The following is a 16,884-nucleotide window of genomic DNA, read 5'->3' on the forward strand; positions in this document are numbered from 1 at the left end:
CTATGAACGTTTTAAGTATCAACGGTAGAGAAATAAGTAAGAATTCTTCACCATATATAATTGCTGAAATGTCTGCCAACCATAATGGTAATATCGAGACTGCTTTTAAAATTATTGAGATGGCTAAAAAATGTGGTGCTGATGCAGTAAAAATGCAAAGCTATACCGCAGATACAATTACGCTTAATTCAGATAATGATGATTTTAAAATCAAGGGTGGGCTATGGGATGGTCAAACTTTGTATGAGCTCTATCAATCGGCTTATACACCGTGGGAATGGCATAAACCCCTATTCGAGAAAGCTAAGCAAGTAGGCATCACTATGTTTAGCTCTCCGTTCGATAACACTGCTGTAGATATGTTGGAAGACCTAAATGCACCTGCTTATAAAATAGCAAGTTTTGAAGCTGTTGATTTGCCACTCATAAAATATGTGGCTAGTACCGGCAAGCCAATGATTATATCTACTGGTATGGCAAATGATATAGAGATAATGGAAGCTATTGAAGCTGCAAGAGAAGGCGGTTGTAAAGAATTAGCTGTTTTACATTGTGTAAGTGGCTATCCTGCACCATCAAGCGACTATAATTTAAGAACATTACAAGACATGCAAGAGAGATTTGGCTTAGTCACTGGGTTATCTGATCACACATTAGATAATACTACCGCTATCGCTAGTGTGGCTTTGGGAGCTAGAATTATTGAAAAGCATGTCACCCTTGATCGTAATGGTGGGGGACCTGACGATAGTTTTTCACTAGAAGAGGCTGAGCTACTACATTTATGTCAAGCAAGTCGCACTTGTTGGGAGGCTTTAGGCAAGGTTGATTATGGCAGAAAATCTAGTGAGCAAGGTAACGCACAGTTCAGAAGATCTCTTTATTTTGTCAAACCAATGAAAGCTGGAGAAGTTATTACTCCAAATTGTATTCGCAGTGTTAGACCTGGGTATGGTCTACCCCCTAAAATGTATAATGATATTATTGGTAAAAGAGTGAGTGAGGATGTGGATTTTGCTACTCCTCTGAGCTTAGAAATGATTAATTATTAAGATCACAGAGTAGTCTAAGTATGTTTAATAAATTTATTTTAAAAGATGAGAAAGCTAAATTAGCTGAATATTTCAATAGACGCACTCAAGATTATTGGAAAAAAAAGCTACCTAAAGATAAAGGTTATAATTTTATTGTCCATGATCCTTACGAAATTTTTGGTGAAGATAGTGGTTATGAAAAACTATATCTTGTGGGGGAAAATTGGTTAAGTGGACATGAAAAGCCTATAGTTATAGCTATAGGCTTTAATGATTGGAAATTTGGATTTATAGCTGATTATTTGTCAGATTTTAGAGTGGCTTTTGCTCCTCGTAAATTGATAGATTATAAAACGATAAATGTAATTAGGCACTTATCCATACAGCCAAGTATTGTGGCAATTTGGGGGTATAATGAAAGCAAGGCACTTAATAGGTATTTAAAATATAAAAAATTCGAAATTTGGCGCATAGAAGATGGGTTTATACGTTCAGCTGATTTAGGAGCGAGTGGAGCAACGCCTTACTCTTTAGTTATTGATAAATCAGGTTTGTATTATAATCCTAAAGAATCATCCGATATTGAGAATATTCTAAACACTTTTAATTTTTGTAGTTCAAAAATTTTGGAAAATCAATCAAAGGAATTACTCAGCTTAGTAATTGAGTCAAAAGTATCAAAATATAATCCTCCTGTTATTTTTAAGGAAAAAAGTCTAAATTTAAAAAAGAGTATATTGGTTATTGGTCAGGTAGATAATGATGCTTCGATTAGATATGGAAATCCTAACAAATGGACTATGGAGGATATGGTTCGATTAGCAAAATATGAAAATCCTAAGGCTGAGATTTTTTATAGACCTCATCCTGAAATTTATAGGGGTTTCCAAGATTCAAACTTTAAAAATATCAACGTTGATTCGTTTACAAAGATATTATCACCTGACGAACATATTATAGATTTAATTGAGCGCGTAGATCATGTGTATACGATAACTTCCTTAACCGGTCTAGAAGCTTTAATTCGTGGTAAAAAAGTAACCGTATTAGGTAAGCCTTTTTATGCGGGATGGGGACTTACAGACGATAGAGTAATTTTTGAAGATAGTCAAAGAGTAAGAAAGTTAAAGTTATGGGAGTTATTTGTAGCCACATATTGCATTTATCCAAAATATCTTAACACTACTATATTTAATGAAAAGAAAGAAATAAATATGGTAGGTATGCTTGCTGTTATTGGAAGAATAAACTCTGAAAGAATTGAAATAACTAATACTTTAATAAAAGAAGAAAAGCTAAATACTAATATACCAATGATAAAACTAGCTAATGCTCTTCATACTAAAGATGTAAGTATTTTAAAAGGTGAGCACTTAGGTGAATTGTACAGTAAAAGAACTGATTATTTTAATAGTATTTTAAGTTTAATATTAATATCTTTAGCGAAAAATAATAAGGTAAGAGAGAGTGTTTTAAATAATATAAGAGTATTTTTATCAGTTGAAGTCTTTAATAATATTTTATTGATTACTCAGCAGTTTTATCCCGGCAACTACCTAATACTTCAATGGAATTGGTTACTTTCTGAGCAATCAGAGTTTCAAGAAGCTCGTAATAACATACTAGATAATATTAACTCAGTATATGAGTTTAAAGATAATAAAAATATTTCTAAAGATTTTAATGATAATTTATTTGCTATTAGCATGTCTGGTAAGAAATTCGATGATGCTAAAGAAGCGTTATCATTATTAATAATGTCAGGAGATTTTATTTTATTAGATGTTATAAAGAAAGGTATAGCTATATCAAATATAACGTTTGATTTCTATAGTGCTCAATTATTAGCTGATTTACTTGTTAATTTAGATGTTTACTATGCAAATCGAGTAGGCATATTAGAGAGGTTCAGATCAGCAATTCATTTCGAAAAAGATTTATATAATTTAACAAGCTTGAGTTTTGATATAGCTACCTATAAACCAGATAAAATATTTTATACTAATTTCTTATTGAGTAATCTTAACGATAAGAAAACTGAGAATGATATAAAAAATGCTTTAACTACTTCACTTCGTCTAGATAATAATATTACAATTAGAAAAGTGAATGGATATATTGCTGCTGAGATTTTCGAAGAAGCGGAAAAATTAGCTTGTAAGTTAGTTATAGCTAATAAATATCAAGAGGGTTATGTTGTAGTATATAGCCAAGCTTTATCCTACAATAACAAGCTTAAAAATGCTGTTAATCTGATAGAAAAATATATCGAAGTAAATGGGATAAGCAAGCAAATAGCTACGGAGGCTATGCGTCTATATGTTCTTGACTCACAATATTCTAAGAGCTTAACAATACTAAATAAATGTATATCTAAAAATGTAGATATAGGAGAAATGCATAAGCGTAAGGCTTACTTTGGAAATCGTTTAGTAGGTAAGGCTTTTGAAACTTTCAAAGAGCTTAATATTGCATTGTTGATGAAGAATTATTTTCCAAATAAATATTTTAATGATATGAGGCTTTTAAAAGATAAAAAGAAGGTTTTATTTATCAGTATATTTGGACCGGGAGATGAAATCAGATTTGCAAGTATATATAATAGCTTAAGAGATAATTTATCAAATTCTGAAATAATAATATCTTGTAGTCCCAGGTTAAAAAATATCTTCCTAAACTCTTTCCCAGGCTTAGATTTTGTTGCTGTAGATAGACCTAGGAATGATGATAAAATTATCGTGAGTAATTATTCCCAAGTACCTGGTTCAGATTTAGTGGGCATTATTGATGATAGTGCTATGGGCATTATCGAAAGTGTAGATGCGATGTCATTAATAACTAGCATGTTATATGACGTGCTGCCTGATTATAAAAGTTTTTCAGGTGAAAAGTATCTGTCTTATGATATAGACTTAAAAAATATGTTTATGCGAAGATTGTCTGCGATTTCATCTAAAATCCTTATTGGAATAAGTTGGAGAAGTAGCATTACTACTTCAGCTAGAAATGAGCATTATCTAAGTATAGCAGAGCTTGAATGCCTATTTAAAATACCTGAGATTCAATTTGTTAATTTTCAATATGATGAGTGTGAAGAAGAAGTAAATTGGATTAATCAACGTTATCCAGGTAAGCTTCTAAATTTTAATGACATAGATCAATATAACGATTTTGATAGTGTTGCTGCTTTAATGTCCTGTATGGACTTGATACTAGCTCCAGCTACAACTGTTGCTGAGCTAGCAGGCGCTTTAGGAGTAAAAACATGGCTTTTTTCAAATTCCTCCGAAATTGATTGGCGGAAAGTAAGTGAGTCAGCTACTGATGTTTGGCATAAATCAGTTACTATTGTGGATGTGCCTGAAAAAGGTAATAAAAATTTACTTATAAATGAAATAAAGCAAAGGCTTGAAGGTTTTGTACATGAAAATATAAAATAAGAATTTTTCGTTGACTTCTTACTAATAATTATTTTTGTTAAGCTGTATCTTATGTAAACATAAAATACAGCTTTTATCATAATCAGAAAATTAATTAAAAATTATTTTTTTAATTAATATTTTAACTATCTCAATGTGAATAAATTAACTGACTCCCCAAGTATGTTTTCAAGGCGCTTAATCGAGATTATGGCCTGTGGTCGATTAGCGGTTACCAATCCTAGCTTGGCGGTTAGTACTCGCTTTGAGGGTATGTGTGAAGTTATAAACTCTAAAGATGAGGCAGACGAGCTATTCGCACAGCTTGCGGAAGGCTATACCAAACAACAAAAAGAGATGATACGTTATGCTAGTCAGCATGTATTAGAGAATTACAATTATGACGCATGGTTGCAGCGCATTATCGATTTTATTGAGCTATAGTTATTACTTCACCTATTAATATAATAAACTTTCCTATGAAAAACAAAATAACCCACGCCGTAATCCCAGTAGCCGGCTTTGGCACCCGCATGCTGCCACTCTCAAAGTCTGTGCCTAAAGAGTTACTGCCGCTAGGCAATCGTCCTGCCATTCATTATGTCATTGAAGAAGCTATCGCCGCCGGTATCAAGCATATTGTGCTAGTAGGCCATGCGCAAAAAAGCGCTATTGAAAATTACTTTGACCTCAATGCTGAGCTGGATACGCAGCTGCGGCAAAAGGGTAAAGATGAATTGGCCGATAGTCTGAATTGGTTGCCACAGGATGTGACTATTTCTATGATTCGCCAAGGTAAGCCACTAGGACTAGGTCATGCCGTATTAGCAGCGCGGCCTATTATTGGCGAGCACGGTTTTGCGGTCTTACTGCCTGATGTGGTGCTTAATCCGTTTACCACCGATATGAGCACGGACAATTTAGCGTTTATGCTGGGTGAGTTTGCTACCGCTAGCCATTCGCAAATTTTAGTCGATGAAGTGGCAGATAGCGATGTGCATAAATACGGTATTGCGAAGCTCAAAGCGGCAGAAGATTTAAGCCAAGTTGAAGCCGATAGCAATGCTAGCTTTGCGGTAGCGGGCTTTGTCGAAAAGCCTAGCTTAGCCGACGCTCCCTCTAAATTGGCCGTCGTTGGCCGTTACGTGTTTAGCAACCGTATCTTTGATTATCTCGCTGAGACTAAACCCTCAGTCGGTGGTGAGATTCAGCTCACTGATGCTATCGATGCTCTGATTAGTACTGAAGGCGTCAATGTGACGACCATGCGCGGTGATAGCTTTGATGCAGGCGATATGACCAGCTATATGCGCGCCTTTATCTATTTCGCTGAGCGCCAGCTCAATGATGCGACTTCAATATAATGACCTCTTCAGCCTATTCGCCCCAAGCTCCTACCGGTTCTGTTACCCAGCAACTTACCTCGTTGCCGGATCAACTGCCTGCTTGGCAGACGCTAAAGACTTTGGGTCAGCAGCATTGGTCCTTGGCAGATTTGTTTGCCACAGATGCTGAGCGGGCGCAAACTTTTAGTACTGCAGCTGAAGGCATTTATTTTGATTATTCCAAACAATGTCTAGATGCTGAGGTCAAAAAGGCGCTACTTGAGCTGGCCCAGCAGAGCCAACTGACTGCTAAAATCAATGCCCTATTTTCGGGTGAAAAAGTCAATATTAGTGAGCAGCGGGCCGCCTTGCATACGGCGCTACGATTGCCTAAATCAGCGCGTTTGTTGGTAGAGGGGCAAGAGGTGGTTGCCCAGATTCACGCCAGCCTTGAGCATGCGGCGTACCTGGTTGAGCGGATTCGTAATGGTATTTGGCGGGGGTTTTCTGGCAAGGCCATTACCGATGTGGTGAATATCGGAGTAGGGGGTTCGGACTTAGGACCCTTAATGGCCGCCACTGCTTTGGATGAGTGGGCAGATAGTGATATCCGCGTGCATTTCGTCTCAAACATGGATGGCACCCAGCTGGGCAGTATATTAGCGCAATTAAATCCGGAGACGACGCTATTTATTGTCTCGTCGAAGTCATTTGGCACCATTGATACGCTATCGAATGCCAAGACCGCCCTAGCTTGGTTATTAACCACCAAAGCCAGTCGTGAGGCCGTATTGCATCGGCACTTTATTGGCATCTCTGCCAATTTAGAAAAAGTCACAGCCTGGGGCATTCATCCTGAGCATCAACTGTCCTTATGGGACTGGGTTGGCGGTCGGTTTTCCATGTGGTCGGCGATTGGATTGGCGGTAGCGATACGTATTGGTATGGCGCAGTTTCATGAGCTGCTAGCGGGGGCTCATGCGATGGATGAGCATTTTCGCACAGCTGACTTTGCCAATAATTTGCCGGTATTACTAGGGCTGATAGGAGTGTGGAACAGCACTTTTTTGCACATTAATGCGCATACGGTATTGCCATATGATGGTCGGCTTTGTTACCTGCCCAGTTATCTGACCCAGTTGGAGATGGAGAGCAATGGCAAGTCGGTGACGCGGGCAGGCGAGGTCATTCAATATGCGACTTCTCCCGTATTATGGGGTGAGATCGGCTCCAATGCCCAGCATGCTTTCTATCAATTGCTGCATCAAGGTACTCAACGGGTTTCTTGTGATTTTATCGCTTGCGTGCAGCATTATTTAGAGGATGAGCATGGCGAGGATTTGCGTCATCAGCATGATTTGTCCTTAGCCAATTGCCTAGCGCAGAGCCGGGTCTTAGCTTTCGGCAATCATGCAGTGGCGGTAGCAGAGGATGCGGTAGTGTGTGATTTAGATAAGTTTAAGCGCTATCGGGGCAATCAGCCGTCGACGACTATGCTATTGGATGAGCTCACCCCAGCCAGCTTCGGTGCCCTAATTGCGCTGTACGAGCATAAAGTCTATGTCATGGCGAGCATTTGGGATATTAACCCTTTTGATCAATGGGGCGTAGAGATGGGCAAGCAGGTCGCCAATGATGTCTTTGCTGAGTTGAGCGCGCTGCATGATGGAGCTGGCGAGTCCGAATCTGCTAGCTCGGCCGTTCAGTTTGACGCCTCGACGCAAGCGCTATTAAGCCATATAAAAGCTTCCGAATTCTCTTAACTGATTTGAATTATTCTTGTTTTGTCCAATCTTTACCTAGCTATAATAATCAACGACTATAACTATTAAGGACGCCTTGCGTATGCCTGCTCATCTTACTTCGCAACCTATGCAGCACAAGGTTTGTGTCATCGTTGGTCACTCTATTGATGCATTAACCACCGCTACCGTGCTGGCTAGCCTAGCGCAAACCGTGCATTTATACGCTGATGAAGCCGTGCTGCAAGAGACGTTGGCTACCTATAAGTTTGAGTATCAATTACAGGCTCTTTGGCAGTTGTATCATAGTCAGCAGCAGATTGTCGTCTATCCGGTACCTGCTGATGCCAGTGGATTATTGGCGGCTACCTCGGTATCCAAAGCTGCAGACAATATAAAGCATAGCACCGACCCACAGGCACAGGCCGCTTTATATTGGTTATTTTATCCTGAGTTACCTGAGAGTTGGCGCCAGCAGCAGGGTGGTCAAGACTTGTGGGTTAGCAAGTTTAATGAGAGTGCGCTATCGACGCAGGTACCGCTAGTATTGAGTGGGATTGAGGCGTTAAGTACTTTTAATAGGGTGGCGCAGCAGTGTCAACGCGCTTGGGTTTATTATGTGCCGTTTGTGTTTTTGCAAGATGGTCATTCTTACGCCTCCATGTTATCGCCGACGCTATGGTTGATGGGTGAAAAGACGCCTAATTCTAGCCACAAACTGGCGATATTACAGCCACTGATGGCACAAGCTAAACAGACCTTTATCACCGATATCGCCACCACAGAGTTTGCGCGCAGTGCCATTATGAATATGCTCGCCACCCGAGTCAGTTTTATGAATGAGTGGTCAAGACTCGCTGACCATCAAGGCGTTGATATTAGCGAAGTGGCCAATATTATGGGACTCGATGAACGTATTGGTAAGAGCTATCTGAAAGCCGGTTGGGGTTTTGGGGGTCAAACATTGCCAGCAGAGATTGCTGCGCTACAGCAAACCTTGGGCGTCGCCGGTAAAGAAAACCGCTTAATGCATGCGGTCGATCAAATTAATGACGACCAAAAAGAGCTCATATTCCGCAAGTTTTGGCAGTATTTTGACGGTAAGATTGAAGGCAAGACGGTCAGTATCTGGGGCGCAAGCTACAAAGAGGGCTCAGGGCGTACTTCATCTTCAGCTATTCATCCGCTACTGAATTTGCTTTGGTCTTATGACATTACCACGCAGGTATACGCTGGCGAAGCAGAGGCTGAGTTGGCCGGCCTGTATCCTAATCAACCTCTCCTACAGTTTATTCCGCAGCCCGCAGCGGAATTGGAGCAAGCCCAAGCCTTGTTTATCCTAGTGTGGTCGGCTTATCAGCAAATCCCCGTTAGTGCTATTAACGAAGTAGCCTTACCCATATTTGATGCGCAGAACGCTCTTAGCAAAGTACAGATAGCGGCATTGATTGGTGATTATGTGGGTATTGGTCGTGGTAAGTAGGCGGGTTAAATTGATTGAATAAAGGCTCATGATGATTAAGAGGCGTCAATAATATCGCTAAAAAAGGGCACAGGTCTCGATTAACTCTGTGCCCTTTTTCTGTAGGGATTTGCAAAAAGTATTATTAGCAATAGCTTTAAGAGGGTTATAGATATAACGATTAAGCCAATACGGCCCCTTGGCCCTCTAACCATTCTTGAATCTCATCCATTTTATCTTTGAGCAAGGCCTCATCTCCTTGGGTTTCGATATTTAAGCGTATTAGCGGTTCAGTGTTGGAGGTGCGCAGATTAAAGCGCCACTCGCCAAAGTCGAGGCTTAAGCCATCGAGTAAATCTTTATTAGGGTTAGCATGCGCAAACTGATGTTCAATACGTTCGATGATTTCTGTCGACGCAACGTCAGTTAATTTAAAGTTCATTTCCCCTGAGCTTGGGTAAGCCGCGATACGTTCATTGACCAATTGGGTCAAGGATTTGCCGGTAGTTGATAAAAGTTCGATGGCTAATAACCACGGAATCATACCGCTATCGCAGTAAAAGAAATCACGGAAATAATGGTGCGCCGACATCTCACCGCCGTAGATGGCGCCGGACTCACGCATGACTTGCTTAATAAACGAATGGCCTGATTTACTAATTTGTGCTTTGGCACCGGCTTCTGCCACGATCGCTTCAGTGTTATAAATCACTCGGGGGTCATAGACAATGGTCTCTTGCGGATGCTTTTGCAAAAACGCTTGCGCGAGCATACCCACCACATAGCTCCCCTCGACAAACTCGCCAGCAGCGTCAAACAAGAAACAACGGTCAAAGTCACCATCAAAGGCAATGCCTAAATCCGCTTTATGCTCAAGTACCGCTTGCTGCGTCGAGCGGCGGTTCTCATAAATCATCGGGTTAGGGATACCATTAGGGAAGGTGCCGTCGGGGTCATGATGCAGCTTTATCACGGTAATAGGCGCGTTAGCCGCTATCAGTCGCTGCTCTAATAGGTCGACTACAGGACCTGCGCTACCATTTCCGGAATTAATAACGATAGTTAATGGCTTTAAATTGTCCGTATCGATAAAGCTCATGACATGGTCAATATAGGCTGTTTTGTCGAGTTTTGGTAGTAAGGCCCCTTGGCTCGCAACCGTACTAAACTTACCGGACTCCGCCAACTTTTGAATATCGGCAAGACCCGTATCACTACTAATAGGTCGTGAGCCTTCACGGACTAATTTCAAACCGTTGTAATTGATTGGATTATGACTGGCCGTCACTTCTATGCCGCCCAAGGCTTGGTAATGACTGGTCGCGAAATAGACCTCCTCTGTCCCTGCCATGCCCAAATCGATCACATCAACGCCACCATCTAGAATCCCCTGCGCTGTGGCCGTCTTTAATGACTCACTAGAGTCTCTAATGTCGCAACCAATCACGATGGCGCGAGTTAATTCGTTTGTAGCATCGTGACTGGCACGCTGCTGTAGCAAAATCTGCGCAAAGGCTCGGCCAATACGGTAAGCGATATCTTCATCAAGATTGACGCCCAGCTCTCCGCGGATGTCATAGGCTTTAAACGAGGTAATTTCTCTAACAGGGTAGGCGGTCATCGCAGTCACTTATATTATCAATAGAGAGTAGGTTATCGGCTATTCATTTTTAGGTTATTAAATAGCAGCAGTTATAAAATTGTACGATAAGAAGCTAGGCTCTAGAGTAGCAAAATTTCACTATAAATAAATAACTTTGCTAGTACTCCATAGGGCTACTAGTATTCCATAACCCTAAAGTTAAACGCGATTCTGGTATAAATTTTCTAGCTTGCTTTGTCTGCGCTGACAAAGGCACAAAGAATTCGTACTAGCACCGTTATAACCTTTGCAGAGTATATTCTCTACCGTCATCAGCTATAGCCAAATACATCACGGCTATAGACCTTATCTGCGACATCGCTTAATTCGTCATGCCAACGGTTGGCGACAATAAGATCGTTTGTATTTTTAAAGGTCTCTAAGTCGTTAATGACTAGACAATCGGCAAATTGCTCAGTGGCTAAGGCGGGTTCAAAGACCGTCACTGTCATGCCGTGTTGCTTTAAAATTGCGATAATATCGAGCACGGCGGAGTCGCGGAAATTGTCGGCATCTTTTTTCATGCTTAAGCGATAAATGCCAATACTGGTAGGGTTTTGATCAATGATACTGCGGGCGATAAAGCGTTTGCGGGTGTTGTTGGCATCGACAATAGCGTGAATCAGATTGGCGGGGATGCCGAGATAATTGGCTTTAAGTTGTTGGGTGTCTTTTGGCAGACAATAACCGCCATAGCCAAAAGAGGGATTATTATAATGTTGACCGATACGCGGATCGAGCCCCACACCGGTGATAATGGCTCGGCTGTCTAGGTCGTGCTTTTCGGCAAAGCTATCTAGTTCATTAAAAAAAGCTATGCGCGTTGCTAAATAACTGTTGGCGAATAATTTAACCGCTTCGGCTTCGGTCGGCGGCATCAGTAAGGTAGCAATGGGATACTCTGCAGTATGGGCGCTACTGGCTTGCTGATATAAGGCCATTAACGCTTGCGCAAACGCACTTTGCTCACTCGTGGCCCCAACGATAATCCGTGAAGGATACAGGTTATCGTGCAGTGCTTGGCCTTCTCGAAGGAATTCCGGCATAAAGACAATATTGGCGTCAAACAGGGTGTGCATCCGCTCTGTAAAACCAATCGGTACGGTCGATTTAATCACGATAGGCACAAAAGGGTTTTGCTCGCGGATAGACTCAATGCTGGCCTGCACCGAAGCCGTATCAAATTTACCGGAAGCCACATCGTAATTGGTTGGAGTAGCAATAAGCAGCAAATCGCAGGACTGATAAATACCTGTAGCGTCAGCGGTAGCCTTTAAATTAAGTGGTTGTTCTGCTAAAAAATGACAAATCTCCGTATCTTGCAGCGGTGAGATGCCCTGCTGTAGTAGGCCAATTTTTTGCGCATCAATATCGAAGAGAGTGACCGTGGTTTGCAGGTGCGCTTGCGCCAATAAAATAGCATTAGACAGCCCCACATAGCCGGCACCAATCACAGCAATATTGCGTAAGCGGATAGGGTTAGCAGTGGAGATAGGCGATGAAGAGGGGGAAGGTTTAGCGTCTGCGAAAGGGGTCGGTACCGTTGTAGGCGTAGTCGTCTGCTGTGGGCCTGCCATTATTGTCATGATTACCCTCTAGGGTTATGGTAGATTAGGACTGAGCGTCGTATTGGCGATGCTACCGCTTTTAGATGACATTTAGATAACAGTGCCATGACAAGGCTGCCAGAAAGGCTTTAAATGACCACCCCCTAAAAAACCAGGCAATAACCTTACTAGAAATTTTGGAAATAGATAATGACTGACACCGCGATCACCAAAGCAGCGCAAAGACCAGTAATAGCCCCAACACCGGTAGCCGGTACCCCAAGCGCGACAGCAGAGTTAGCCGATTTATTAGCCCTGATGGCTCGCTTGCGAGCAGAGTGCCCTTGGGATATTAAGCAGAGCAACCACAGTTTGATTCCGTATGCCATCGAAGAGGCTTATGAGCTTGGCGAGGCGGTGCAAGAAGATGATGATGAGGACATAAAAGGCGAGCTTGGCGATGTCTTACTGCAAGTGGTGTTTCATTGCCAACTCTATGCTGAGCAAGGCCGCTTTGCTATGGGTGATGTGATTGCGACCTTGCAAGAAAAACTCATTCGTCGCCATCCGCATGTGTTTGATAAAGAAAATTTGGCTGACGATGCAGCGGTCAAGCAGCGCTGGGATGAAATCAAAGCGATTGAAAATGCAGAGCGCGAGGCACGAGGCAAACCTAAACGCCGTTTGGACAGTGTCAAAGCAGGCAGTGCGTTAATGCAGGCGCAATCGCTACAAAAGGCCGCCAATAAACTGGGTTTTGATTGGCCGGGGGTAGATGGCGCGGTAGAAAAGTTAGAAGAAGAGCTTGCTGAGTTAAAAGAAGCCTTACCTAGAGAAGGTCAGGTTCAATCCGAACAACAGCGGGCTGAGCTAGAAAAAGAGCTTGGTGACTGTGTCTTCGGTTTGGTCAACGTAGCGCGTAAAGTTGGTCTGGATGCCGAGGCCGCGACCCTCACTTGCGTGCATAAGTTTAAATCGCGCTTTGGCTATATCGAAGCCAAGCTGGCCGAGCAAGGGAAGACGGTGGAAGACAGTACCCTAGAGGAAATGGATGCGTTATGGGAGGCTGCGAAAACGCAAGAGTAATGAGCCCACAAATAGCATCACAAATAGCAAGCATTCAAGTCAAATAATCAGACCGTATAGGGAGCTGCCAACTTGCGACAGTGTATTGCCATGCTAGTAATGATGCTGATCAGCGCTGTTTATACGACGGCAACTTTCGCAACGCCTAATCCACGGGCTGTGCAGAATGCCACGCAATGTTTTAGTGACCCTAAGGCCGCTTATGCTTATTTACAGCAGCAGCAAGACCAAGCCACTTCGGAGCGTCAATTTGCTAGCGACCATGCGTTAGTGAATATCAATAGCGCAACTGAAGGTGAGCTGACGGGGCTAAAGGGTGTTGGCAGCAATAAAGCGCAAGAAATTATTCTTTATCGAGAAGCCTTTGGCGACTTTGAGCGGGTAGAGGATCTGACCTTAGTCAAAGGTATTGGGGAAAAAACGCTGGCCAAAAACCGCCATAGGCTGCGTGTGAAATAACTTGGTAGTACGGCCTGAAATTCATCTGTAGCCACTGATGGCAGGGTTTACGTCAGGGCGTTACCCATTTTGGCAGCGATTAGGGGCATTTGGCCGCTATTTAAATCGCTTTTAATTCGGCTATATTGGTAAAAACAGCTCAATTTCATGGTTAAAAACACACTTTAACGCATAAGCTACGCCCCTTGACAGGCGAAAATTTGCTACACTAGCGTCTAAATATGTCTCGCATTTCTTATCTATAGTCCTATTAGTGGCTTGAAAGACTGCGCGGCTCTAGATTGTCCGTAGGGAGTAGATGCATGGCAGAACGATCAGCCAAGCAGTTGGGGTTAAGCAAAGCTGACTTGCCCAATTCGATTATAGAAGTAATTGCCACCTTAACTAAAAGTGGTTATGAGGCGTATATTGTTGGCGGCGGGGTCCGCGATAATTTGTTAGGACTGGATCCTAAAGACTTTGACGCCGTGACCGATGCCAAGCCTCATGAAGTAAAAGACTTATTCGGTAAGCGCTGCCGCGTGATTGGCCGCCGCTTTCAGTTGGCGCATGTGTATTCAGGCCGTGACATGATTGAGGTGGCGACTTTTCGTGCGCCGCCAAACGGCGATGCGCATACCACCAATGACGGTATGATTGTTCGCGATAACGTCTGGGGCGATATCGAGCAGGATTTTGTGCGTCGTGACTTCTCCATTAATGCGCTTTATTACGAGCCGCTAAAAGGGATTGTCCACGATTTTTGCGATGCCTTAGGCGACATCGAGTCTAAGACCTTGCGTCTGTTGGGCAATGCGCCTGTGCGTATTGAAGAAGATCCAGTGCGGTTGCTGCGAGCCCTGCGCTTTAAGGCCAAGTTAGGCTTTGATTTTGATCGTGAATTGTCTAAGCAGTTCCACGATGACAATTGGTCACTGTTAGACCAAGTCTCACCGCATCGCTTGTACGATGAGTCGCAGAAGATGTTTACCGGCGGCTATTTGGTGCCTTTATTGCCGCTACTTTTTGAGTATGGGGCGATCCGTCACCTGATTATCTATCCACCGGAAGCGCCAACGGCCTTAGTGACTCAAGTCGCTGTCAATACAGACAAACGCATTGGTCAGGGTAAAAGTATTAACCCGGCGTTTTTCTATGCCGCGCTGTTATGGGACAACTACCTGTATCAATTGGCAAAGCTGAAAAAGAAAAACATGCCTTTCCACGATGCGCAGCTGCAAGCGGCCAGTATCGTGATCGACCGTCAGCGTATCAAAACCGCCATTCCAAAATTCGCTGAGCAGTTTATCCGCGATATCTGGTTAATGCAGCCAAAACTGGCCAACCCTCGTGTCAAACAAATTACTCAGCTGGCTGAGCATCCTAGATTCCGGGCGGCTTTCGACTTCTTATTATTGCGCGAGCAATGTGATGATGAGTCCAATCCTTTGTCCGAGTCGACCAATGGCATGGGCGAGTGGTGGCAGACTTATCAGACCTTGTCGGAGAAACAAAAGCAGCAAGCCATCGATGACTTTGGTGGCGATGCTCGTCGCGGCAGTAGCAAACGCAGTCGTGGCCGTAACCGCAATCGCAACCGCGATGACGACTACAATGATGCTGCAAATCAGGTCAGCAATCAAGCTGCGAACGATAACGTCAAATCGTCGCGCCAATCGGACCACAAGCCTATGCGTGCGCGTCAGCCAAAATCACCTGATACTGCGACACAACACTCGCAAAACACGCAGTTTGCTCAAGAACGTGAGCAGCTACAGCGGTTGTCACTAGGCGAACTGGCGGGCGAGCAGCATGCAGCGCAATTGGCTAAGCCGTTGTTTACTATTGATGCCGCGAAAATGGCAAAGCAAGTGCCTTTGCAGAAAAAAGCAGAGGAAGCAGCGGCCAAAGCGCAAACCCAAGCTAAAGCCCCTGCAGCGGATAGAAAACAGCCCTCAGCCCAGCATAAACAGCCAGCGGTACAAAATGACCAGCCGGCCGCTAATGGTAAGCCTGCGGCTAAAGCAAAACCTGCCGCCGCTAAGCGTCCGAATGGAGGCAGTAATAACGAAGCTGTGCTATTGCCTAAAGTGGAGACTGTACCGAGTAAGCGTCGCCGTCGTTTGCCCACCTCAGAGGTGACGCAAGTAGAATTGGCCAAACAAGCCGCTAGCTCTGCCGCTAAGCGTGTAGATAATGCGCAAGTTGATGGCCGTGCTGAGGTTGCAAAACCTGCTCCAACTAAGAAACCTGCTCCAACTAAAAAACCTGCTAGTAACGCTAAAGCCAATACTGGTAATACAGCCACTAATAGTGCTAAGGCTAAAAACGCTGAGTTGGATGCCGCTCAGGCCAAGCAAAATGAGGCCAATAGTAAGGCTAGGTCTGCAGCAAAAGCACAGTCTACATCCGATGCCAAGGCCGATACGAACTCAGTGGCTAAATCGGACACGAAGCCAGTGCCTGCGCGTAGGTCTAGAAAAGCGGCCAGTCCGACTACGCCTGCTACCCCTGAGCAAATAGCCACAGGGGTGGTGAAAAATAGCGAGCGAGTCCCCGCTACCCGTCGTCGTCGTGCTCCCACCTCAGAGCAAACCGTGAAAGAGCGGTTGGCTACTGAGTCATAAGACGCAGGCACCTATCATGACCAATCCATTGGCAGCTCAATTTAGCGACCTCAGCGGCGACCAAAACCAGCAACCACAGCGTTGCTATTTGGGATTGGGTGGTAATCTGACCAATGAGCTGGGTACGCCGAGTGAGCATATTCACCAAGCGGTGGCCACGTTGCAGGCGCACGATGATATCAGTCACGTGCGTCTCTCTTCCCTCTACGCCTCCAAGCCGATGGGTCCGCAAGACCAACCTGACTTTATCAATGCGGTGGTGGAGATAGAGACTAGCTTAGCGCCCTTGGCATTATTAGCCGTTTGCCAGCAGCTTGAGCAGGACGCCCAACGCATTCGTTTGCGTCGTTGGGGCGAGCGCAGTTTGGATGTCGATTTATTGCTCTATGGCGATCAGCACATCTGCTTGCCCACGCTCACGGTGCCACATGCGGGTATTCGCGAGCGTAACTTTGTGTTGGTACCGCTAGCAGAATTAAACCCTAGCTTGGTCATTCACGGTAGCGCTATTGCTGAGCATGCGGCCAGTCAAGACTGGTCGGGGCTAACACGGCTGACCTAA

The 16,884-nt window shown here is 43.8% G+C and carries 12 protein-coding genes; 10 read left to right on the top strand and 2 right to left on the bottom strand.

Annotated elements, in window-relative coordinates; genetic code table 11:
* Window positions 1-2 precede the first annotated feature (2 nt).
* The 6 genes from pseI (at window position 3) to ACZ2XM_RS04110 (ending at window position 9,003) form a co-directional block, all read left to right on the top strand.
* Entirely contained in the window at window positions 3-1,052 is a 1,050-nt protein-coding gene (gene pseI / locus ACZ2XM_RS04085) for a pseudaminic acid synthase (RefSeq protein WP_490587110.1), read from the top strand.
* A 20-nt stretch (window positions 1,053-1,072) separates the two neighbouring features.
* Window positions 1,073-4,474, top strand: a complete 3,402-nt coding sequence (locus tag ACZ2XM_RS04090) for a capsular polysaccharide export protein, LipB/KpsS family (RefSeq protein WP_490587111.1) — start codon at window positions 1,073-1,075, stop codon at window positions 4,472-4,474.
* Between the two features lie 135 nt (window positions 4,475-4,609).
* Window positions 4,610-4,897, top strand: coding sequence for a glycosyltransferase family protein (locus ACZ2XM_RS04095; RefSeq protein ID WP_490587112.1), 288 nt, complete (start codon window positions 4,610-4,612; stop codon window positions 4,895-4,897).
* 35 nt (window positions 4,898-4,932) lie between these two features.
* Complete coding sequence (locus ACZ2XM_RS04100; RefSeq protein WP_490587113.1) at window positions 4,933-5,817, top strand: UTP--glucose-1-phosphate uridylyltransferase; 885 nt, start codon at window positions 4,933-4,935, stop codon at window positions 5,815-5,817.
* Between the two features lie 74 nt (window positions 5,818-5,891).
* The gene (gene pgi / locus ACZ2XM_RS04105) at window positions 5,892-7,541 is read left to right on the top strand and encodes a glucose-6-phosphate isomerase (RefSeq protein WP_490587450.1); all 1,650 of its coding nucleotides are present in this window, start codon (window positions 5,892-5,894) and stop codon (window positions 7,539-7,541) included.
* 82 nt (window positions 7,542-7,623) lie between these two features.
* On the top strand, window positions 7,624-9,003 hold the full coding sequence (locus ACZ2XM_RS04110) for a UDP-glucose/GDP-mannose dehydrogenase family protein (RefSeq protein ID WP_490587114.1): 1,380 nt from the start codon (window positions 7,624-7,626) through the stop codon (window positions 9,001-9,003).
* A gap of 160 nt (window positions 9,004-9,163) precedes the next feature.
* On the opposite strand, the gene ACZ2XM_RS04115 is transcribed toward ACZ2XM_RS04110, so the two are convergent.
* A complete protein-coding gene (locus ACZ2XM_RS04115; protein ID WP_490587115.1) occupies window positions 9,164-10,603 on the bottom strand; it encodes a phosphohexomutase domain-containing protein in 1,440 nt (479 codons plus the stop codon).
* Window positions 10,604-10,896: 293 nt separating this feature from the next.
* Window positions 10,897-12,210: a nucleotide sugar dehydrogenase gene (locus tag ACZ2XM_RS04120; RefSeq protein ID WP_490587116.1), complete on the bottom strand. Its 1,314-nt coding sequence runs from the start codon at window positions 12,208-12,210 to the stop codon at window positions 10,897-10,899.
* Window positions 12,211-12,381: 171 nt separating this feature from the next.
* Between ACZ2XM_RS04120 and mazG the strand changes: the two genes are divergently transcribed.
* The 4 genes from mazG to folK all read left to right on the top strand — a co-directional run bounded on the left by mazG (window position 12,382) and on the right by folK (window position 16,884).
* Window positions 12,382-13,257, top strand: a complete 876-nt coding sequence (gene mazG / locus ACZ2XM_RS04125; RefSeq protein ID WP_490587117.1) for a nucleoside triphosphate pyrophosphohydrolase — start codon at window positions 12,382-12,384, stop codon at window positions 13,255-13,257.
* A 72-nt stretch (window positions 13,258-13,329) separates the two neighbouring features.
* Window positions 13,330-13,716 (top strand): ComEA family DNA-binding protein, encoded by a 387-nt coding sequence (locus ACZ2XM_RS04130; RefSeq protein ID WP_490587118.1) that lies wholly within the window; start codon window positions 13,330-13,332, stop codon window positions 13,714-13,716.
* 302 nt (window positions 13,717-14,018) lie between these two features.
* The gene (gene pcnB / locus ACZ2XM_RS04135; RefSeq protein WP_490587119.1) at window positions 14,019-16,322 is read left to right on the top strand and encodes a polynucleotide adenylyltransferase PcnB; all 2,304 of its coding nucleotides are present in this window, start codon (window positions 14,019-14,021) and stop codon (window positions 16,320-16,322) included.
* Between the two features lie 16 nt (window positions 16,323-16,338).
* A complete protein-coding gene (gene folK, locus ACZ2XM_RS04140) occupies window positions 16,339-16,884 on the top strand; it encodes a 2-amino-4-hydroxy-6-hydroxymethyldihydropteridine diphosphokinase (RefSeq protein WP_490587120.1) in 546 nt (181 codons plus the stop codon).

The organism is Psychrobacter sp. CoH-33_TS_01 (genome assembly GCF_058189395.1).

Bases quoted from the DNA above. Each gene is read 5' to 3' on its own strand.
- pcnB (WP_490587119.1), top strand. From the start codon at position 14,019: ATGGCAGAACGATCAGCCAAGCAGTTGGGGTTAAGCAAAGCTGACTTG.
- ACZ2XM_RS04110 (WP_490587114.1), top strand. From the start codon at position 7,624: ATGCCTGCTCATCTTACTTCGCAACCTATGCAGCACAAGGTTTGTGTC.
- pseI (WP_490587110.1), top strand. From the start codon at position 3: ATGAACGTTTTAAGTATCAACGGTAGAGAAATAAGTAAGAATTCTTCA.
- folK (WP_490587120.1), top strand. From the start codon at position 16,339: ATGACCAATCCATTGGCAGCTCAATTTAGCGACCTCAGCGGCGACCAA.
- ACZ2XM_RS04090 (WP_490587111.1), top strand. From the start codon at position 1,073: ATGTTTAATAAATTTATTTTAAAAGATGAGAAAGCTAAATTAGCTGAA.
- ACZ2XM_RS04115 (WP_490587115.1), bottom strand. From the start codon at position 10,603: ATGACCGCCTACCCTGTTAGAGAAATTACCTCGTTTAAAGCCTATGAC.
- mazG (WP_490587117.1), top strand. From the start codon at position 12,382: ATGACTGACACCGCGATCACCAAAGCAGCGCAAAGACCAGTAATAGCC.
- ACZ2XM_RS04120 (WP_490587116.1), bottom strand. From the start codon at position 12,210: ATGACAATAATGGCAGGCCCACAGCAGACGACTACGCCTACAACGGTA.
- ACZ2XM_RS04100 (WP_490587113.1), top strand. From the start codon at position 4,933: ATGAAAAACAAAATAACCCACGCCGTAATCCCAGTAGCCGGCTTTGGC.